Consider the following 19337-nt stretch of genomic DNA (forward strand, 5'->3'; position numbering starts at 1 on the left):
CTCTCGACGCGCGCGCCGCGCGGGCAGACGTTAGCCGATCACGAAAAGCGGTTGGCCGTATTCGACGGCCTGACCGTTCTCGGCAAGGATTTCCTTGATGACGCCGGCTTTGTCCGATTCGATTTCGTTCAGCAGCTTCATTGCTTCGATGATGCAGAGTGTCTGGCCTTCCTTGACCGTGTCGCCGACCTGGACGAACGGATCGGCGCCCGGCGACGGCGCGCGGTAGAACGTGCCGACCATCGGCGACGTGACGACGTGGCCTTGCGGCGCGGCCGGCGCAACCGCAGCGGCGGCCGGCGCGCTTGCGCTTTCGGGCTGCACCGCGACGGCGGGGGCTGGGGCGCTCACCTGCGGCGCAAAGCCGCCCGATTGCTGGACGTAGACCGGCGGCGCGTTCTTGACGATGCGAACCTTGCCTTCGCCTTCGGTGACTTCCAGCTCGGAGATGCCGGATTCGGAGACGAGGTCGATCAAAGTTTTCAGCTTACGAAGGTCCATCGGGAATTCCCCTTTTAATACGTGAAACGCCGGTTCGGAACCGGCGCTGAATCGAGTTCTTGTAAATCTCAGCCGCGCGCGGCCTGTTGCAGCTTGTCGAGCGCGTATTCGAGTGCGTACAGATAGCCTTTCCAGCCAAGGCCGCAAATCACGCCTTCGGCCTGATCGGAAAAATAAGAGTGATGCCGGAACGGTTCGCGCCGGTGCACGTTCGACAGATGAATCTCGACAAACGGGATGCCGACCCCCGCGAGCGCATCCCGAATCGCGACGCTCGTATGTGTATACGCAGCGGGATTGATCAGAATGAACGCGGTGCCGTCGGCTCTTGCAGCCTGGATGCGATCAACCAGCGCACCCTCATGATTGCTTTGAAACGACTCGAGGGCTGCGCCCGCCTGTTGCGCGCGCGCAGCCAGCGCTTGATCGATCTGCTCGAGCGTGACGCGGCCGTACACATCCGGTTCCCGGGTGCCGAGAAGGTTGAGATTAGGGCCGTGGAGCACCAGCAATCGAGTCATGGTCGCTTCTTTTTCTGCGCAATTGCGCGAACTTTATCGCCAATTAGAGAAATTTGTCTAGTTTCGCCGAATGGCCGACGGCGCCGGCGCGCCGACGGCGGCCTGCCAATAGGCTCAGAATCGGCTAACGTCGGGCAATTTTGCTTCAATCTGCTAGAAATTGTTCATAATGCGCCGAGAATCGGTTCGACTGATCAGAGCGTGTCGAGGAGGCGTTTGAGTTCGTCCGTGTGAATTTGACCCAGCTTCGTCATACGGATCTTGCCGCTGGCGTCGATCACGACTGTAAACGGTAACGCGCCCGCGGTATTGCCAAAATTTCGGGCCAGATCTGCGCCCGCATAGCCGCTGACGAAGATCGGATAGTCGACCGGCACTTTCTTCAGGAAGTTTTTCACATTCTGCTCCGAATCGACGCCTATTCCGATGAAATGAATATCTTTTTTCGCGTATTCATGGGACAGGCTGACGAGTTCGGGCATTTCTGCGACGCATGGGCCGCACCAGGATGCCCAGAAATTGACGACAATATTCTTGCCCTTATAGGCGGCGAGCGCGTGCGATTTGTCGTCGACACCGGGGAAAGACGCAGCCCATAGTGCGTCGACGGGAGCGCTGGGCGCCGCGCTTGCAGCCGGCGCGGCCGCCTGGGCGTCTTCATTGCCCGCGCTGCCGCGCCACCAATGGCCGGCGGCCAAGCCGCCGGCGGTCGCGATGGCGGCAACCGCGACGGCCGCGAAAATCCTTTTGCTGTTCGTCATCGATTGGGGTCGGTCGGTGAGAGGGGAGCGGCGTCGAGCAGGGCGCGCAAGGCCGCCGCATCGGCCCGGGCAAGCCGGCCGCGGGCGTCCGCCTTCAGGGCGCCGCGCAGGTCGTTGCTCGTATAGAGGGTCAAATGAATGCCGACGGGTGCTTCGCCGCGCGCTCCGCGCCACAGGAAGCTGAGCGTTTCGACGTCGCCGCGTCCCGCGAAATGGCGGGTTTCGGAAACGTCATATTGAACGTTCTGATTCAGCAGATAAATGGCGACATCTTTCTGATTGTCGCAAAAGATCTGCAAATAAATATCGGAATGCACATTAGCGGTGCCGTTCAGCACCGCACCGGCGATGTATGGGTTGAACGGGGCGAGCCGCTCCATCCACGCAAGCGCGATGGCGCGCAGCCGCCTCAGTTCGACGGGCTGGGTGTCAGCCTGGAACAGAGCCAGATACTCGTGCAGTTCTTCTTCGATCTGGTCGTTATCCGGCAGCCATTCTCCGGCTATTCGGCTGTCGCCGCCCAATACCTGCCGGGCGGCCTTGCGTTTTGCGCCAGCGTAATCGAGCCCGTCTTCGGCAATCAGGCGTGCCGCCGCGAGCGCAATTTCGTCGCGCACGCGTTGCGGATCGAGTAGGGTTTTGCGAGACATGATTCGACAATCATACTAGAACGGCGCGATGCGGCTGCCGCGCCTTGGCGGAGCCGCCGGAGACGTCAGTTACAATAGTGCGCTTTGGGCGGTGGCGCGAGCGAGCGCTCATGCGCGTAGTCCCGGCAATCGGCGCACGTCGCGGCCGGCCTCCCGGTTCGATTCGACGCCCATGCGGCGCAAAAAGCTCTATGCATATCCACATTCTTGGCATCTGCGGCACTTTCATGGGCGGTCTTGCCGTGCTCGCCCGCGCGGCGGGCCATACGGTGACTGGGTGCGACGCGGGTGTCTACCCGCCGATGAGCACGCAGCTCGAAGCGCAGGGCATTCAGTTGATCGAAGGTTATGGCGCCGAGCAGGTCGATCTGAAGCCCGATCTGTTCGTGGTCGGCAATGTCGTATCGCGTGGCAATCCGCTGATGGAAGCGATTCTCGATCGCGGGTTGCCTTATGTGTCGGGGCCGCAATGGCTCGGCGAGCACGTGCTCGCCGGTAAGTGGGTGCTCGCTGTCGCCGGCACGCACGGTAAGACAACGACGAGTTCGATGCTCGCGTGGCTTCTCGAAGACGCGGACCTGAATCCGGGCTTTCTGATTGGCGGTGTGCCGTTGAATTTCGGCGTATCCGCGCGGCTTACCGATTCGACTTTCTTCGTGATCGAAGCCGACGAGTACGATACCGCTTTCTTCGACAAGCGCTCGAAATTCGTCCATTACCGGCCGCGTACCGCGATTCTCAACAATCTCGAGTTCGATCATGCCGATATTTTCCCTGATCTTGCCGCGATCGAGACGCAATTCCATCATTTGATCCGTACTGTGCCGGGCCTTGGCAGGCTGGTGACGAATGGCCGCGACGACGCGCTCGAGCGCGTGTTGGCGCGCGGCTGCTGGAGCGAGGTCGAGCGCTTCGGTGTCGACGGCGGCTGGCAGGCGTTGCCCGCGGATGACGGCGTGCCTGTCGACGAGCGTTTTGCCGTCTATTCGCGTAGCGAGCGGGTTGGCGTCGTCGAGTGGCAGGTGCAGGGCGAGCACAATCGGATGAATGCGCTCGCTGCGATCGCGGCTGCGCGCCATGTCGGCGTGCCGCCGCTGCGTGCCGCCGCCGCGCTCGCCACGTTCCGTAACGTGAAACGCCGGATGGAGGTGCGCGGCAGCGTCGACGGCGTGACGGTCTATGACGACTTCGCGCATCATCCGACCGCGATCGAAACCACGATCGCCGGCCTTCGTGCGCGTATCGGCCGGGAAAATGCCCGCATCCTCGCCGTGCTCGAGCCACGCTCGAACACCATGAAACTCGGCGTGATGAAGGCGCAGTTGCCGGCGAGTCTTGCCGACGCCGATCTCGTGTTCGGCTACGGCGCATCCACGGGCCGCGACGCGCTCGGCTGGCATCTTGCGGATACGCTTGCGCCGCTTGGCGACAAGGCGCGCGCGTTCGACGATCTGCATGCGCTCGTGAATGCGGTGACGCGCGCGGCGCGGCCGGGCGATCACGTGCTCGTGATGAGCAACGGCGGCTTCGGCGGCGTTCATCAGAAGCTACTGGATGCGCTCGGCGCGCGCAGCCGGAGCGGCGCGTGATTCTCTATCTGCACGGCTTTCGTTCGTCGCCGCAGTCGTTCAAGGCGCGCGCGCTGGCCGCGCGGCTTGCCGAACTCGGCCGCTCGGGTGAGTGGCGCTGCCCGGCGCTGCCGGTCGCACCGCTCGATGCGGTTGCGGTTGCCGAGGCGCAGGCCGCGGGCGTGCCGGCGCACGAAGTGACCGTGATCGGCAGTTCGCTCGGTGGCTACTACGCGACCTGGCTTGCGCAGAAGCACGGCTGGCGCGCGGTGCTGCTGAATCCTGCGACGCAGCCGCAGCGCGACTTGCAGCGCTATCTCGGCGAGCAGCCGCTTTGGCACGGGGGCGGTACGATCGTTGTCGAGCCGCATCATCTGGATGAGCTGAATGCGTTGCACGTGCCGACGATCACGCGGCCGCAGCGCTACTATCTATTCGCGGCGACGGGCGACGAGGTGCTCGATTACCGCGAGATGCTGGCGCGCTATCCCGGTGCACGGACTCGCGTCATCGAAGGCAGTGACCATGGCATCAGCGAATTTGCCGACTATATCGACGACGTTCTTGCGTTTTGCGATGCCGGACAAGCAGCGCCGGATACGAGGCCGGCGTTCTAAACCGACGGCACCACACATGGCGCCGCTTCCGGCCGGAGCGCGGCGCACGACAGTCTGAACGAAAGACGAGAGTATTGAGTGAACGTTTTCTTCGAGGAATCGGGCAGTTTCAAGGCCGGCAGTGTGCTGTCTCGGCAGGGCGACGCGTTTCAGGTCGAATTGCCGGGCGGTCGGCGCGCGAAGGTACGCGCGAAGGATGTGCTGATCGAATTCGACAAGCCCGCCGCAGGCGAACTGATGCAGCAGGCGGACGAGGCAGCGCAGCAGATCGACCCGGATTTTCTGTGGGAGTGCGCGCCTGCTGACGAATTCGCGTACTCGACGCTGGCTGACGAATATTTCGGCGCGGATTATGGTCCTGTCGAACGTGCCGCGCTTGTACTGCGCCTGCATGGCTCGCCCGTTTATTTTCGCCGCAAGGGGCGGGGCCAGTATCAGCGCGCGCCGCAAGAGCAGCTCCAGATGGCGCTTGCCGCGCTCGAGCGCAAGCGTCAGCAGGCGCTCGTGCAAGCCGGCTATGAGGAAGAGCTGAAGGCGGGGCGGCTGCCCGACGCGTTCGTCGGCCGCGCGCTGAATCTGCTGACGAAGCCGGACAAGAATTCGATCGAATACAAGGCGCTCGAGGCGGCCGCCGCCGCGCGTGGCGTGTCGCCGGCGCGGCTGATGCTCGATTGCGGCGGGATTGCGTCGGCGCGCGCGCTGCATGAGGCGCGTTTTCTTGCCGAGTACTTTCCGCATGGCACGGGCTTTCCGAGCGTGTCCGTCGGCAAGCTGCCGGACGATCTACCGCGCGCGGACGTCAGCGCGTTCTCGATCGACGACATCACGACCACCGAGATCGACGACGCGTTCTCGGTCGAGCATTTGGCGGACGCCCGCGTGCGGATCGGCGTGCATATCGCGGCGCCCGCGCTCGGCATTACGCGCGGCGACCCGATCGACGCGATCGCGCGCGCGCGGCTGTCGACCGTCTATATGCCCGGCGACAAGATCACGATGCTGCCGGACGACGTCGTTGACATCTTCACGCTGAAAGAGGGCGACTATCGCCCGGCGCTGTCGCTCTACATCATCGTGAACCGCGACACGCAGGAGATCGTCGCGAACGAAACGCGCGCCGAGTTGGTGTACGTGAAGAGCAACCTGCGGCACAACACGCTCGACGAACTGGTGACCGAAGAGTCGCTGGCGGCTGGCACGGGCGACTATCCGCATAAGGACGATATCGCGGTGCTCTGGCCGCTCGCGCAGGCGCTCTTCGAAAAGCGTCAGGTCGCGCGCGCAGGCTACGGATTGAAGCGCGAGGTGCAGCGCAACACCGATTTCAATTTCTACGTCGAAGGCGAGCATGTGACGATCACGCCGCGCCGGCGCGGTTCGCCGCTCGATCTGATCGTGTCCGAACTCGCGATCCTGGCCAATTCGACGTGGGGCGCGTTCCTGCACGATCATAGCGTGCCGGGAATCTATCGCACGCAGCGCGCGTTCGGCATGCCGAGCGGGCCCAAGCGCACGCGGATGCAGACGAGCGCCGCGCCTCACGAAGGGCTCGGCGTGCCGCAATACGCATGGAGCACGTCGCCGCTGCGCCGCTATGTCGACCTCGTCAACCAATGGCAACTGCTCGCGTGCGTGCAGCACGGCGTGACGGCGAAGCTTGCCGCGCCGTTCAAGCCGAAGGACGCGGATCTGTACGCGGTCGTGCAGGGGTTTGACGATACGTATGCCGCCTATGCCGATCATCAGCGCCGGATGGAGTATTTCTGGTGTTTGCGCTGGATCAAGCAGGAAGGCCGCAAGCAGGTAAGCGCGACCGTCGTGAAGGGCGATCTCGTGCGGCTGGACGAAGTGCCGCTGCTGCTGCACGTGCCTGCGCTCGGCGTGCATGCGCGCGGCACGCGCGTGCTGCTCGACGTGATGTCGATCGACGAGCTGACGGTCGAGGCGTCGGTACGGCTCGTGAGCGTGCTCGACGCGCCGACGGTATCGAGTGGCGAGCCTGCCGACGATGACGACGATACCGAAGCGGCCGGCGATGCGCTGCTCGACGCAGCCGGAGAATCCGCCGAAAGCGACACGCAAGCGCTTGCCGAGGCGGGCAGCGAGGCGGGCGACGGCGGCGCGTCGGCCGGCGGTGCGGAGCCTGCGCCGTGAGCGCAATGATTGCCGGAGGCGGCGAGCGCGCGCACGACCGTTATGCGGTGATCGGCAATCCGATCGCCCACAGCAAATCGCCGTTCATTCACGCGCGCTTTGCCGAGCAGACCGGCGAGGCGATCGAATACGCGCACCTGCTCGCACCGCTCGACGGCTTCGTGACGACCGTGCGTGAATTTGCCGCGCAGGGCGGCCGCGGGTTAAACGTCACAGTGCCGTTCAAGCTCGATGCGCATGCGCTTGCCGATACGCTGTCGCCGCGTGCCATGGCAGCGGGCGCGGTGAACACGCTGCGCTTCGACGAAACCGGCGTGTTCGGCGACAACACCGACGGCGCCGGCTTGACGCGCGATATCGAGACCAATCTCGGCGTGAGCCTCGCGGGCGCGCGGATCTTGCTGCTCGGCGCTGGGGGCGCGGCGCGCGGTGTCGTGCTGCCGATGCTCGAGCGCGGGCCGGCCGTGCTGACGATCGTCAATCGAACGGCGAACAAGGCGCAAGGGCTCGTCGACCAGTTCGCAGCGGCGGCGCGCGACGCGGGCTGCCTGCTTGCGGGCGGCGGCGCCGAGCAGGTGGAGCGCGAGCCTTATGACGTGATCGTCAATGCGACAGCGGGCAGCCTCGATGCGGCATTGCCCGAATGCGACGCCGCCGCGTTCGGACCGGCGACGCTCGCTTACGACATGATGTACGGCGCGCGGCCGACCGTCTTCATGGAACACGCGCGCACGCTCGGTGCGCGTGTGGCGGATGGGCTGGGGATGCTCGTCGAGCAGGCGGCGGAATCGTTCCTGGTGTGGCGCGGCGTGCGGCCCGATAGCGCGCCCGTGCTTGCCGCATTGCGCGCTGCGCTGGCGGCGCCAGCGTCGCATTGAGTGTGCGAGGCGGCACGCCGATGCGCAACGACGCCGTTTCGCCTGTTTCGTCTGCCTCGCCGGTGCAGGAGGCCATGCCGGCGGCATATGGAGCAGGCCGTGCGCGCAAGAATGGCCTGGCGCGCTGGTTTGCGTATGCGGGTGGCGTGCTCGGCGGCGCATGGTGCGCGACCCAACTCTATTATTTTGTGCAGATCGCGATCTGGGCGGCGCTCGATCCCGGATCGAGCGCCTTTATGCGCGCGGACGCTTGGCGTCTGTCGGCCGAGCAGCCGGCCGTGTCGATCCGGCATCAATGGGTGCCATACGAGCGCATCTCGCGCAATCTGAAGCGCGCGGTGATCGCATCCGAAGATGCGGATTTTGCGAACAATTCGGGCTACGAAATTGACGCCATCCTGCAAGCCTGGGAGAAGAACCGGGCGCGCGGCCGGATCGTGTCGGGCGGCTCGACGATCTCGCAGCAGCTCGCGCGCAACCTGTTCCTGTCGAGAGAAAAAAGCTATATCCGCAAGGGGCAGGAACTCATCATCACTTGGATGCTGGAGACGCTGCTCGACAAGGAGCGTATCTTCGAGATCTATTTGAACTCGGTCGAGTTCGGCCGAGGGGTCTATGGAGCGCAGGCGGCTGCACAGTACTACTATCGGCTGCCGGCGAGCCGGCTCTCGGCGTGGCAGGCGGCGCGCCTCGCGGTCATGCTGCCGAATCCTAAATATTTCGATACGCATCGCGGCTCGCCTTATCTCGCGCAGCGCACCGGCGTAATCATGCGGCGGATGGGCGCGGCGGAGTTGCCCGCATCGCCCTGACAGGCTCGGTGGCTCGCCGCCTCAAGCTTTCGGCGCCGGCATGCCGTGAATACGGGTAATCCTTTATTTATTTCGCTTAGCTGATTAATTTACCTGCGCGCTGCCGATCGGATATCGAATCGGCAACGCGATTGCTTCTTTTCAATGCGGTTTCGTTGATAAAACGCGGCATAAAAGCCAGTTTGGCGCATGGTTTGTCAGAATGACAAATAAAATTGAAAGAATTAAGTAAACCTAATTTCTTTCGAAGATTTGGCCGTTTTCCAAATCGAAAGTTGTCGAGTATATTGGCCGTCACCTTGGCTTATCGAGCCGATGTAACAAGGTAGGGGGCGCCTATCCGGCTGCTCGACAAAAAACTGAGAGAGAAGGAAAACGACTATGCCAGCACGTCAAGCGAAGCTGCTATTAGCCGCGACGTTCTCCACGCTGTTGCTTGCAGCGTGTAATGGAGACGATGCCGGGCCGGGTGCGAAAATCGCCGCGAGCGCGGACGCATCGACAAGCGCCACCAGCGTCGACCAGCCATATCAAGATCCCAACAGTTATTCTTCCGAGCCCGGCGCGTCGCTGCCGGCGTCGGCGGCGCTCGAGCGTGCCGCGGTCACGCATCATCAAATCACGGTCAACGGCAAGACGATCAGCTATACCGCGACCGCAGGCCATCTGATCGCGCGCAATCCGCAGACGGGCGCTGCCGAGGCGTCGGTCTTCTACGTCGCGTATACCGCCGACAACCAGAGCGCCAGCAAGCGCCCCGTCACGTTCTTCTACAACGGCGGCCCCGGCTCGTCGACCGTGTGGCTGCACCTCGGCTCGTTCGGGCCGAAGCGCATCGTCACCGGCGATCCGAACGCCAACAACGCGTCGTTCCCGTTCGTCGAAAACCAGGAAACCCTGCTCGACACGACTGATCTCGTCTATGTCGACGCAGTCGGCACCGGCTATTCGGAGGCGATCGCGCCGAACACGAACCAAACGTTCTGGGGTGTCGACCAGGACGCCGGCCTATTCCGCGATTTCGTGGTCCGCTATCTGGCCGCGAACAAGCGCGGCGATTCGCCGAAATATCTGTTCGGCGAATCATACGGCACGCCGCGCACCGACGTGCTCGCGAATCTGCTCGAGACCGCCGGCGTGAATCTTGCCGGGATCGTGCTGCAATCGTCGATCCTGAACTACAACAGCAACTGCGACATGGCGAGCACGAACAACGGCACCGTCAACAACAGCGGCAGCAACAGCCAATCGATGCAGGGCACGACGTCGATCAGTTGTGCCGGCTTTGTACCGAGCTACGGCGAGATTGGTGCCTATTACAAGCTCGACAATCCGAATCCTTCCGACACCGTGCAGTACGCGGACCAGATGCGCTTGCTCACGGCGGGCACCTATTCGCCGGCCGTCAATGCGTATCTCGCGAATCACACGCCGCCTGGGCCGACGCTGGTGACGCAGATGTCGAATGCGACTGGCGCGCAGAGGGCGTTGTGGAACAAGGATTTCAACCTGCTGCCGACCTATTACGACAATAGCTATCAGATTGCGTTGATCCCGGGCACGCTGATCGGCCGCTACGATGCGCGCGTGAACGCGCCGATCAACAGCCCGCTCGCGGCCGAAGGCGATCCGTCGAGCACTTTCATCACGAAGCCGTTCACCGACACGATCGGCGCCTATTTGCCGAACGAACTGAAGTATTCGGCGCAAACGTCCTATTCGGTGGACAGCAACGCGATCAATACGTGGGATTGGAGCCACGACGGCCTGTCGATGCCCGACACGATTCCGGATTTGGCTGCGGCGCTTACGCTCAATCCTTCTTTGAAGATCCTGTCGTTGAACGGTTACCACGATATCGCGACGCCGTTTTATCAGACGGAACTCGATCTTGCCCGTCTCGGCTCGCAGCCCAATCTGACGATCAAAGATTATCAGGGCGGCCATATGGTCTATCTGGACGATACGTCGCGGCCGCAGGAAAAGGGCGATCTGGTGACGTTCTATAACGCGGCGCCGGCTGCTCGATGATGCCGGCTGGCCCATGTCCGTCGCGCAGGGGCGCTCGAGCGCCGTGCGCGGCGGACCACGACGACCCCATTTCTGATCGGAGCTGATATGAACATCCAATCGCTAGTTGCCTGGACGGTGCTTGCCGCCGCGGGCTTCGCGCTGACGCAAACCGCTTTTGCCCAGCAAGCGGCAAGTGACACGCAACCGGCCCGCCACGGGCAGGCGCAATTGGGCGATCCATACGTGCCGCCCGCCGCCCGCAAGCCGACGGCCGGCACGCAAACCACCGGCGACGAACTGCACGCGCAGGTCGTGCGCAAGCTGCAGCGCCAGTTCGCGGCGGCCGATGCCGGCAATGCAGGTTTGACTGAAGCGCAGGCGAAGGCTGCGGGCCTTGGCTATGTCGCGAAAAACTTCAAGCAGATCGACGTGAACCGGACGGGGCGCGTGTCGTTTTCCGACGTGCAACGCTATCTCCAGTCGCAAAGCGCGACGCGACAATAAGCACATCTAGCGACTGCGCGACGCGCGCGAAGCTGGCAATAGGCAAGCGGGCTTGGCCGGACAACCGGCTCAGCCCGTTTTTTCATCCGCGCCCCGTTATGCAACGGCGTACGAATCTCCCAATATATGAGACAAACACTCAAATATTGGATATCACGACTGCCCCCCCTACAATCCGAAGCACATCGACATGCTTCGGCGGATGCGTGGCCTTCGCGAGACCGAGGGCTTGCCCATCCGGTTTGCCGGAGTTGATCGCATCATGAACAAATTGCCCATGACGCTTGCCCTGAACGACACGCCCGACGCGCATTGCGCGACGCCCGATGCCGCACTTGCGGACAGCATCGGCGCAACCGGCACGCCGCTCGATCTCGCCGCTCAGCAGGCGGGCACGCAGACGCTGCTGCGCGGGCTGGCGATTCTAGAAGCGGTGGCCGGCGGCGCGCGCGACATGCGTGCGATCGCCGCCGCGCTCGGCACGACCCGCAGTACGACGCACCGGCTCGTGAGCAGCCTCGCGCAGGCGCGTTATCTGCGCCAGGTGCAGGGCGGCTATTTGCTCGGCCCGAAACTGATCGAGCTCGGCACGATCGCGCTCGAACAGATGCCGCTTACGGCGGTCGCCCGCCCGCATCTCGACGCGCTCGCTCAAGCGACGCTCGACACGATTCATCTGGGGGTGCGCGACGGCGACGACGTGCTCTACATCGACAAAATTCCCGGCACGCGCGGCCTCGAGATGCGCTCGCGGATCGGTCATCGGATGCCGCTCGCGTCGACCGGCATAGGCAAGGCGCTGATGCTCGATCTCGATCCCGACATGTGGCGCACGCTGTTCGAAGCAGCAAAGCGCGCTCTGTCGGGCGTGAATTTCAAGCCCGACCGTCGGCCCGACGTTGGCACGTTCCTGCAACGTATGGCCCATTACGCGGCGGGCGGCTATACGTTCGATCTCGAGGAGAACGAAACGTCGATTCGTTGCGTCGCGGCGCCCGTGCGCGATGCGTCGGGGGCGATCGTCGCCGGCCTGTCGGTCGCGAGCACGATTCCTTATATGTCGCTTGACCGGATGAACGAGCTGGTGCCGCTCGTGCATCGGACCGCGCGTGCGATTTCGGCCGATCTCGGCTGGAGCGCGCCGCAAGCCACGCGCCGGATCAAGCGATGACGGCGGCCTGGGATACGCCCGCGCTGATCGGGCTCGATTGGGGGACCACGTCGCTGCGCGCGTATCTGTTCGCCGTTGACGGCTCCGTGCTCGATACGCGGACCGACGCGGCGGGCGTGATGAGCCTGCCCGGAGGCGCAGACGGAGCACGGGCGCCGCAGGTGTTCGATGAGGCGTTCGAGCGTGCGTGCGGCGCATGGCTCGATCGCAAGCCGGATGTGCCGGCGCTCGCATCCGGGATGGTTGGCAGTGCGCAGGGATGGCGCGAGGCGCCGTATGTGCCGGTGCCGGCCACCGCTGACGGGTTCGCAGCGGGTCTCGTGCGCGTGAAGACCGTGCGCGGCGCAACCCTTGCGATCGTGCCGGGCGCGCTGTCGCCGGGTGATCTGCCGGACGTGATGCGCGGCGAGGAGACGCAGATCGTCGGCGCGCTCGCCGCCGAGCCGTCGCTCGCGCTCGCTCGCCCAGGCGCGTTGATCGGCCTGCCCGGCACGCATGCGAAATGGGCGTGGGTGTGCGACGGCCGGATCGAGTGGTTCCGCACTTATATGACGGGCGAGCTGTACGCGGCATTGCGCGAGCACACGATTCTCGGCCGCACGATGCAGCCGTCGGACGCCGCCGATTGGGACGCGTTCGGTCGCGGCGTGCGCACCGCCCGCGGCAGGCGCGACGAGGGTTTGCTCGCGACATTGTTCAGCACGCGCACGCTTGGATTGACCGGCCGGCTTACGCCGCGCGCGCAAGGCGATTATCTGTCCGGACTGCTGATCGGTCACGAACTGAGCGCGCTCGACGTGCTGCTCGCGAAGCAGGGGGCGTCGTTGGCGTCGCTCGCGCCGCGTATCGTCGGCGCGAGCGCGTTGTGCGAACGCTATCTGCGCGCGCTCGCGGCATTCGATTGCGACGGCGCGCGCGCCGTCGAGCAGGCGGCCGAGCGCGGCCTGTGGTGCATTGCGACGCGGGCCGGACTGGTCGGCATGGCGGCCGAGCGGCTTCGCCGGCCGTCATAAGCCAAGCCGCACGCGAGCCGATGGACTGGACCGCTGGAGGAAATGTCGCAGATGGATGCTGAAAAATATCGCTTTCCCGCGCCATACGAGCCGCATCGCGGCCTGATGCGCGCGCTGGCCGAATGTCCGCTGGTGGCGATCCTGCGCGGCATCACGCCAGCCGAGGTGGCCGCGCATGGCGCGGCACTTTACGACGCCGGCTTTCGAATCGTCGAGGTGCCGCTCAATTCGCCCGATCCGTTCGACAGCATCGCCGCCTTGCGCGCAGCGCTGCCCGCCGATGCGATCGTCGGCGCGGGCACCGTGCTGCGCGCAGAGTATGTCGACGAAGTCGCGCGCGCGGGCGGCAACCTGATTGTGATGCCGCATGCGGATGCGCAGGTCGTGCGCCGCGCGAAAGCGCTCGATATCGCGTGCGCGCCCGGCGTCGCGACGCCGACCGAAGCGTTCGCCGCCCTCGCAAGCGGCGCCGACGTATTGAAGATGTTTCCCGCCGAACAGCTCGGGCCGGTGACGCTCAAGGCATGGCGGGCGGTGATCGATGCACGGGTGCCGATCGTGCCGGTCGGTGGAGTCGCGCCCGACAACATGGGCGCGTATCTCGCGGCCGGTGCAAGCGGCTTCGGAATCGGCTCGGCGCTGTATGCGCCGGGGCAGCCGAGCGCCCTTACCGCGACGCGCGCGCAGGCGTTCGTCGATGGATGGCAGATCGCGCGCAACGGAGCGGCGCGGTGAATAGGCTCGCGGGCAAGGTCGCGCTCGTGACGGGCGCGGGGCGCGGCATCGGCGCGGCGATCGCCCATGCGTTTGCGCGCGAAGGCGCTGCGGTGGTGCTGGCGGAACTCGATGCCGCGCTTGCTCGCGAGACGGCCGGCGAGATCGAACGCGACGTTGCCGGCGCGCGCGTGCTGGCGGTGCAGACCGACGTGACGCAGGCGGAGTCGATAACGGCTGCGTGCGCCGATGCGCAGCGGCTGTTCGGCCCGCTCGACGTGCTCGTCAACAATGCCGGCATCAACGTGTTCGACGATCCGCTCACGCTCGCCGACGACGCGTGGCGCCGCTGCCTTTCGGTCGATCTCGATGGCGTATGGAACGGCTGCCGCGCGGCGCTGCCGGGCATGGTCGAGCGCGGGCGCGGCAGCATTGTCAATATCGCGTCGACGCATGCGTTCAAGATCATTCCGGGATGCTTTCCGTACCCGGTCGCCAAACATGGCGTGTTGGGTCTCACGCGCGCGCTCGGCATCGAGTATGCGGCGCGCAACGTGCGCGTGAACGCGATCGCGCCGGGCTACATCGAAACGCAGGCGACGCGCGATTGGTGGGACGCGCAACCCGATCCGGCGATGGCGCGGCAGCAAACGCTTGCGCTTTCGCCGATGAAGCGGATCGGCCGCCCCGACGAAGTCGCGATGACTGCGGTATTCCTCGCTTCGGACGAGGCGCCGTTCATCAACGCGACTTGCATCACGATCGACGGCGGCCGAGCGACGCTGTATCACGACTGATTCGCTCGCGCACGTCCGCTCCGGCGGACGGTGCGCGAACGCGGCGCGCGACGGCTGCACGCGCCGCGTCGGGACAATGAAGCAGCCGGCACTCCGTCGACGGAGACAATCAGGAGACAAGCAACATGAAACGCAGAATGTTCATCACGTTGGCGGCGGCCGCGATGGCCGCGGCTGCAGGCGCACCCGTGCACGCGGCGGACCCGGTGAAGATCGGCTTTCTCGTCAAGCAACCGGAAGAGCCGTGGTTTCAGGATGAGTGGAAATTCGCCGAGCTTGCCGCGAAAAACAAGGGCTTTACGCTCGTGAAGATCGGCGCGCCTTCCGGCGAAAAGGTGATGAGCGCGATCGACAATCTCGCCGCGCAGAAAGCGCAAGGCTTCGTCATTTGCACGCCCGACGTGAAGCTCGGGCCGGGCATCGTCGCGAAAGCGAAGTCGCACAATCTGAAGATGATGACCGTGGACGATCGTCTCGTCGACGGCGGCGGCAAGCCGATCGAATCGGTGCCGCACATGGGCATTTCCGCTTACGACATCGGCAAGCAGGTCGGCAACGGCATCGCGGCCGAGATCAAGAAGCGCGGCTGGAACGTCAACGAAGTCGGCGCGATCGACATCACGTATGAGCAATTGCCGACCGCGCACGATCGCACGGCGGGCGCGACCGACGCGCTCGTCGCGGCGGGCTTTCCGAAGGCGAACGTGATTGCCGCGCCGCAGGCGAAAACCGATACCGAGAACGCATTCAACGCGGCGAACATCGCGCTCACGAAGCATCCGCAGTTCAAGCATTGGGTCGCATACGGCCTGAACGACGAAGCGGTGCTCGGCGCGGTGCGCGCGGCCGAAGGGCGCGGCTTCAAGGCGGCCGACATGATCGGCATCGGCATCGGCGGCTCGGATTCGGCGTTGAACGAATTCAAGAAGCCGCAGCCGACGGGCTTTTTCGGCACCGTCATCATCAGCCCGAAGCGGCATGGCGAGGAGACGTCGGAGCTGATGTACGCGTGGATTACGCAAGGCAAGGCGCCGCCGCCGCTCACGCTCACGACCGGCATGCTCGCGACGCGCGACAACGTCGGCCAGGTGCGCGAGACGATGGGGCTTGCCGCGAAGTAAGCGCCGCGCGGCGCGGTGAGTGTTGCGGCCGCGCGCGGCGCGGCGCGGCGGCAATGCACAGGGCAATCCGATTGATTGGATGGCGGCAGACGGAGGCGACGTGGCAGCGGTACTGCGTTTCGACAATATCGGCAAGGTCTTTCCCGGCGTGCGCGCGCTCGACGGCATCTCGTTCGATGTGCGCGCGGGGCAGGTGCATGGTTTGATGGGCGAGAACGGCGCGGGCAAATCGACGCTGCTCAAGATTCTCGGCGGCGAATATCAGCCGGATTCGGGCAGCGTGCTGGTCGATGGCCGCGCGATGCGCTTTTCGAGCGCGGCGGCGTCGATCGCGGCGGGCATCGCGGTGATTCATCAGGAATTGCAGTACGTGCCCGACCTGACGGTCGCGGAAAACCTGCTGCTTGGCCGGTTGCCGCAAACGCTCGGCTGGGTCAAGAAGCGCGATGCGCTACGTTTCGTGCGCGAGCGGCTCGCGGCGATGGGCGTCGATCTCGATCCGAACGCGAAGCTGCGGCAGCTGTCGATCGGCGCGCGCCAGATGGTCGAGATCTGCAAGGCGCTGCTGCGCAACGCGCGCGTGATCGCGCTCGACGAGCCAACCAGCTCGCTGTCGCACCGCGAGACCGAGGTGCTGTTCAAACTCGTCGACGATCTGCGCCGCGACGGCCGCGCGCTCATCTATATCTCCCACCGGATGGACGAGATCTACCGGCTCTGCGACGCCTGCACGATCTTTCGCGACGGCCGGCAGGTGGCCTCGCATGCGTCGCTCGCCGACGTGCCGCGCGAGACGCTCGTGCGGCAAATGGTGGGCCGCGAGATCAGCGACATCTATCACTATGCGCCGCGCGCGCTCGGTGACGTGCGCTTGTCGGTGAATGCGCTTGCGGGCGGCGCGTTGAGCGCGGGCGCGAACTTCGACGTGCGCGCGGGCGAGATCGTCGGCTTTTTCGGGCTCGTCGGCGCGGGGCGCAGCGAGCTGATGCGCGTGATCTACGGCGCGGATCGCAAAACGGGCGGCACGCTCGCGCTCGACGGCAAGCCGCTCGACATTCGCTCGACGCGCGACGCGATCCGCCACGGGATCGTGCTGTGCCCGGAGGATCGCAAGGAGGAGGGGATCGTCGCGCAGGCGTCGGTTGCCGAGAACATCAATATCAGTTGCCGGCGGCATACGCTGCGCGCGGGCCTGTTTCTCGATCGCAAGCGCGAGGCCGAAACCGCCGAGCGTTTCATCGACATGCTGAAGATCAAGACCCCTAACCGCCGGCAGAAGATCCGCTTTTTGTCGGGCGGCAATCAGCAAAAGGCGATTCTCGCGCGCTGGCTTGCCGAGCCGGAGCTGAAAGTCGTGATTCTCGACGAGCCGACGCGCGGCATCGACGTCGGCGCGAAGCACGAGATCTACGGCGTGATCTACGCGCTTGCGCAGCGCGGCTGCGCGATCGTGATGGTGTCGTCGGAATTGCCGGAGGTGCTCGGCGTGTCGGACCGGATCGTCGTGATGCGCGAAGGGCGCATCGCGGGCGAGCTGGCGCGCGCGAGCGCCACCGAAGAGGCAGTGCTCAATCTTGCGTTGCCGCAGGGCGGCGCGGCGCGCGCGGCATGACGGGAAACACCGCGATGCGCAGCCCGGTGAGCCGAAGGTAGACAACGGCGGCGAAACTGCCGCCTGCAGAGGAGCAAACCACATGCAAATCAGAGAGAATCTTCCACAAGCCGCGCCGCCCGCGAGCATCGCGCGCGCCGGCGAGCAACAGCGCTGGCGTCAGCAGATCGCCGAGTACAGCCTCGTTGCGATCTTCGCGGCGATGTTCGTCGTGATGTCGCTGACGGTCGATCACTTCTTCTCGATCGACAACATGCTCGGCCTTGCGCTGTCGATCTCGCAGATCGGCATGGTCGCCTGCACGATGATGTTTTGCCTCGCGTCGCGCGATTTCGATTTGTCGATCGGCTCGACGGTCGCGTTCTCGGGCGTGCTGTGCGCGATCGTGCTCAACGCGACCAACAACACGTTCGTCGCGATTGCCGCGGCCGTGGTCGCGGGCGCGGCAATCGGCTTCGTCAACGGCGCGGTGATCGCGTATTTGCGGATCAACGCGCTGATCACGACGCTCGCGACGATGGAGATCGTCCGCGGGCTGGGTTTCATCGTGTCGAAAGGGCAGGCGGTCGGGGTATCGTCGGAGACGTTCATCGCGCTCGGCGGCCTCACGTTCGCCGGGATTTCGTTGCCGATCTGGGTGACGCTCGTGTGCTTCGTCGTGTTCGGCGTGTTGCTCAACCAGACCGTCTATGGGCGCAACACGCTCGCGATCGGCGGCAATCCGGAAGCGTCGCGGCTCGCGGGGATCAACGTCGAGCGCACGCGCGTCTATATCTTCCTGATTCAAGGCGCGGTGACGGCGCTCGCCGGCGTGATTCTCGCGTCGCGGATCACGTCCGGCCAGCCCAACGCCGCGCAGGGCTTCGAGCTGAACGTGATCTCCGCGTGCGTGCTGGGCGGCGTGTCGCTCGCGGGCGGGCGCGCGACGATCTCCGGCGTCGTGATCGGCGTGCTGATCATGGGCACGGTCGAAAACGTGATGAACCTGCTCGATATCGATGCGTTCTACCAGTATCTCGTGCGCGGCGCGATTCTGCTGACGGCGGTGCTGCTCGACCAGTTGAAGAATCGCGGCGCGCGCGATTGAGCGCCGCGGCACATCATGACGACAAGGATGACGAAATGAATGTCGACCGTTCGGAACCCGAAGCGCGCGACGCGGATCATCGGCGCGATGCGAGCTATCCGAGCCTCGTGCAGCGCACGGTGCTGATCACGGGCGGCGCGACCGGAATCGGTGCGTCGTTCGTCGAGCATTTCGTGCGGCAGCGTGCGCGCGTCGCGTTCGTCGATCTCGATGCGCAAGCGGGCGAGGCGCTCGCCGCCCGGCTTGCGCATGCCGCGCACGCGCCGGTGTTCGTCGCGTGCGACGTCACCGACATCGGCGCGCTGCGTGATGCGATCGACACGGTGCGCGCGGGCATCGGCCCGATCACGGCGCTCATCAACAATGCGGCGAATGACGCGCGCCATGCGATCGACGCCGTCACGCCCGAGTCGTTCGACGCTGGCATCGCGGTGAATCTGCGTCATCAGTTCTTTGCCGCGCAGGCGGTGATCGACGACATGAAGCGCGCAGGCGGCGGCTCGATTGTCAATCTGGGTTCGATCGGCTGGATGCTGAAGAACGGCGGCTATCCGGTCTACGCGATTGCGAAGGCGGCGGTGCAGGGTTTGACACGCGGGCTCGCCCGCGAACTTGGACCGTTCGGCATTCGCGTCAATACGCTGGTGCCGGGCTGGGTGATGACCGACAAGCAGCGCCGGCTTTGGCTCGACGATGCGGGGCGCGCGGCGATCAAGGCGGGGCAGTGTCTGGACGCCGAGCTGCTGCCCGACGATCTCGCCAGAATGGCGCTCTTTCTTGCCGCCGACGATAGCCGGATGATCACCGCGCAGGACATCGTCGTCGACGGCGGCTGGGCATGAC

The 19337-nt window shown here is 64.9% G+C and carries 19 protein-coding genes; 15 read left to right on the forward strand and 4 right to left on the reverse strand.

The genetic code is table 11. From position 1 onward, the window contains the following. Positions 1 to 30 precede the first annotated feature (30 nt). From accB to AQ611_RS03975, 4 genes are all read right to left on the reverse strand, one after another. Entirely contained in the window at positions 31 to 501 is a 471-nt protein-coding gene (gene accB, locus AQ611_RS03960) for an acetyl-CoA carboxylase biotin carboxyl carrier protein (RefSeq protein WP_059515841.1), read from the reverse strand. Between the two features lie 68 nt (positions 502 to 569). After that, positions 570 to 1022 carry a type II 3-dehydroquinate dehydratase gene (gene aroQ / locus AQ611_RS03965; RefSeq protein ID WP_069233764.1) on the reverse strand — a complete coding sequence of 151 codons (453 nt, stop codon included), beginning with the start codon at positions 1020 to 1022 and terminating at the stop codon, positions 570 to 572. A 194-nt stretch (positions 1023 to 1216) separates the two neighbouring features. Continuing rightward, on the reverse strand, positions 1217 to 1783 hold the full coding sequence (locus tag AQ611_RS03970) for a TlpA family protein disulfide reductase (protein ID WP_069233765.1): 567 nt from the start codon (positions 1781 to 1783) through the stop codon (positions 1217 to 1219). Beyond that, on the reverse strand, positions 1780 to 2433 hold the full coding sequence (locus AQ611_RS03975; RefSeq protein WP_069233766.1) for a UDP-N-acetylmuramate--alanine ligase: 654 nt from the start codon (positions 2431 to 2433) through the stop codon (positions 1780 to 1782). The genes AQ611_RS03970 and AQ611_RS03975 overlap by 4 nt, the downstream gene beginning before the upstream one ends. 191 nt (positions 2434 to 2624) lie before the next feature. On the opposite strand from AQ611_RS03975, the gene mpl reads away from it, so the two are divergent. The 15 genes from mpl (at position 2625) to AQ611_RS04050 (ending at position 19336) form a co-directional block, all read left to right on the forward strand. Further along, complete coding sequence (gene mpl / locus AQ611_RS03980) at positions 2625 to 4022, forward strand: UDP-N-acetylmuramate:L-alanyl-gamma-D-glutamyl-meso-diaminopimelate ligase (RefSeq protein WP_069233767.1); 1398 nt, start codon at positions 2625 to 2627, stop codon at positions 4020 to 4022. Beyond that, positions 4019 to 4618 carry a YqiA/YcfP family alpha/beta fold hydrolase gene (locus tag AQ611_RS03985; protein WP_069233768.1) on the forward strand — a complete coding sequence of 200 codons (600 nt, stop codon included), beginning with the start codon at positions 4019 to 4021 and terminating at the stop codon, positions 4616 to 4618. Before mpl ends, AQ611_RS03985 begins: the two co-directional genes overlap by 4 nt. Positions 4619 to 4696: 78 nt before the next feature. Then, a complete protein-coding gene (locus AQ611_RS03990; protein ID WP_069233769.1) occupies positions 4697 to 6772 on the forward strand; it encodes a ribonuclease catalytic domain-containing protein in 2076 nt (691 codons plus the stop codon). A gap of 5 nt (positions 6773 to 6777) precedes the next feature. Continuing rightward, positions 6778 to 7650: a shikimate dehydrogenase gene (gene aroE, locus AQ611_RS03995; protein WP_069233770.1), complete on the forward strand. Its 873-nt coding sequence runs from the start codon at positions 6778 to 6780 to the stop codon at positions 7648 to 7650. A gap of 20 nt (positions 7651 to 7670) precedes the next feature. Beyond that, the gene (gene mtgA, locus AQ611_RS04000; protein ID WP_083237363.1) at positions 7671 to 8462 is read left to right on the forward strand and encodes a monofunctional biosynthetic peptidoglycan transglycosylase; all 792 of its coding nucleotides are present in this window, start codon (positions 7671 to 7673) and stop codon (positions 8460 to 8462) included. A gap of 381 nt (positions 8463 to 8843) precedes the next feature. After that, entirely contained in the window at positions 8844 to 10493 is a 1650-nt protein-coding gene (locus AQ611_RS04005; RefSeq protein ID WP_069233771.1) for a S10 family serine carboxypeptidase-like protein, read from the forward strand. An 87-nt stretch (positions 10494 to 10580) separates the two neighbouring features. Then, positions 10581 to 10979 (forward strand): EF-hand domain-containing protein, encoded by a 399-nt coding sequence (locus AQ611_RS04010; protein ID WP_059515860.1) that lies wholly within the window; start codon positions 10581 to 10583, stop codon positions 10977 to 10979. Between the two features lie 262 nt (positions 10980 to 11241). Continuing rightward, positions 11242 to 12150 (forward strand): IclR family transcriptional regulator, encoded by a 909-nt coding sequence (locus tag AQ611_RS04015; RefSeq protein ID WP_059516104.1) that lies wholly within the window; start codon positions 11242 to 11244, stop codon positions 12148 to 12150. Beyond that, positions 12147 to 13163, forward strand: a complete 1017-nt coding sequence (locus AQ611_RS04020; RefSeq protein ID WP_069233772.1) for a 2-dehydro-3-deoxygalactonokinase — start codon at positions 12147 to 12149, stop codon at positions 13161 to 13163. Before AQ611_RS04015 ends, AQ611_RS04020 begins: the two co-directional genes overlap by 4 nt. Positions 13164 to 13214: 51 nt before the next feature. Then, entirely contained in the window at positions 13215 to 13898 is a 684-nt protein-coding gene (locus AQ611_RS04025; protein WP_069235123.1) for a 2-dehydro-3-deoxy-6-phosphogalactonate aldolase, read from the forward strand. Then, a complete protein-coding gene (locus AQ611_RS04030) occupies positions 13895 to 14674 on the forward strand; it encodes an SDR family oxidoreductase (protein WP_069235122.1) in 780 nt (259 codons plus the stop codon). Before AQ611_RS04025 ends, AQ611_RS04030 begins: the two co-directional genes overlap by 4 nt. A 125-nt stretch (positions 14675 to 14799) precedes the next feature. Further along, complete coding sequence (locus AQ611_RS04035) at positions 14800 to 15795, forward strand: arabinose ABC transporter substrate-binding protein (protein WP_069233773.1); 996 nt, start codon at positions 14800 to 14802, stop codon at positions 15793 to 15795. Positions 15796 to 15895: 100 nt separating this feature from the next. After that, the gene (araG, locus tag AQ611_RS04040; protein WP_059516110.1) at positions 15896 to 17407 is read left to right on the forward strand and encodes an L-arabinose ABC transporter ATP-binding protein AraG; all 1512 of its coding nucleotides are present in this window, start codon (positions 15896 to 15898) and stop codon (positions 17405 to 17407) included. A gap of 82 nt (positions 17408 to 17489) precedes the next feature. Continuing rightward, positions 17490 to 18494, forward strand: a complete 1005-nt coding sequence (araH, locus tag AQ611_RS04045) for an L-arabinose ABC transporter permease AraH (RefSeq protein WP_059515870.1) — start codon at positions 17490 to 17492, stop codon at positions 18492 to 18494. A 35-nt stretch (positions 18495 to 18529) separates the two neighbouring features. Next, positions 18530 to 19336 (forward strand): SDR family NAD(P)-dependent oxidoreductase, encoded by an 807-nt coding sequence (locus tag AQ611_RS04050; RefSeq protein WP_069235124.1) that lies wholly within the window; start codon positions 18530 to 18532, stop codon positions 19334 to 19336. Position 19337 lies beyond the last annotated feature (1 nt).

The sequence above is a fragment of the Burkholderia singularis genome, assembly GCF_001718875.1.
Lineage (GTDB): Bacteria > Pseudomonadota > Gammaproteobacteria > Burkholderiales > Burkholderiaceae > Burkholderia > Burkholderia singularis.

What these genes read in the sequence shown, in the direction of transcription:
- AQ611_RS04015 (WP_059516104.1), top strand. Translation starts at nt 11,242, where the DNA reads ATGAACAAATTGCCCATGACGCTTGCCCTGAACGACACGCCCGACGCG.
- accB (WP_059515841.1), bottom strand. Translation starts at nt 501, where the DNA reads ATGGACCTTCGTAAGCTGAAAACTTTGATCGACCTCGTCTCCGAATCC.
- AQ611_RS04050 (WP_069235124.1), top strand. Translation starts at nt 18,530, where the DNA reads ATGAATGTCGACCGTTCGGAACCCGAAGCGCGCGACGCGGATCATCGG.
- aroE (WP_069233770.1), top strand. Translation starts at nt 6,778, where the DNA reads ATGATTGCCGGAGGCGGCGAGCGCGCGCACGACCGTTATGCGGTGATC.
- AQ611_RS04005 (WP_069233771.1), top strand. Translation starts at nt 8,844, where the DNA reads ATGCCAGCACGTCAAGCGAAGCTGCTATTAGCCGCGACGTTCTCCACG.
- mpl (WP_069233767.1), top strand. Translation starts at nt 2,625, where the DNA reads ATGCATATCCACATTCTTGGCATCTGCGGCACTTTCATGGGCGGTCTT.
- AQ611_RS03975 (WP_069233766.1), bottom strand. Translation starts at nt 2,433, where the DNA reads ATGTCTCGCAAAACCCTACTCGATCCGCAACGCGTGCGCGACGAAATT.
- AQ611_RS04010 (WP_059515860.1), top strand. Translation starts at nt 10,581, where the DNA reads ATGAACATCCAATCGCTAGTTGCCTGGACGGTGCTTGCCGCCGCGGGC.
- AQ611_RS03970 (WP_069233765.1), bottom strand. Translation starts at nt 1,783, where the DNA reads ATGACGAACAGCAAAAGGATTTTCGCGGCCGTCGCGGTTGCCGCCATC.
- aroQ (WP_069233764.1), bottom strand. Translation starts at nt 1,022, where the DNA reads ATGACTCGATTGCTGGTGCTCCACGGCCCTAATCTCAACCTTCTCGGC.
- AQ611_RS04025 (WP_069235123.1), top strand. Translation starts at nt 13,215, where the DNA reads ATGGATGCTGAAAAATATCGCTTTCCCGCGCCATACGAGCCGCATCGC.
- AQ611_RS04020 (WP_069233772.1), top strand. Translation starts at nt 12,147, where the DNA reads ATGACGGCGGCCTGGGATACGCCCGCGCTGATCGGGCTCGATTGGGGG.
- mtgA (WP_083237363.1), top strand. Translation starts at nt 7,671, where the DNA reads ATGCGCAACGACGCCGTTTCGCCTGTTTCGTCTGCCTCGCCGGTGCAG.
- AQ611_RS04035 (WP_069233773.1), top strand. Translation starts at nt 14,800, where the DNA reads ATGAAACGCAGAATGTTCATCACGTTGGCGGCGGCCGCGATGGCCGCG.
- araH (WP_059515870.1), top strand. Translation starts at nt 17,490, where the DNA reads ATGCAAATCAGAGAGAATCTTCCACAAGCCGCGCCGCCCGCGAGCATC.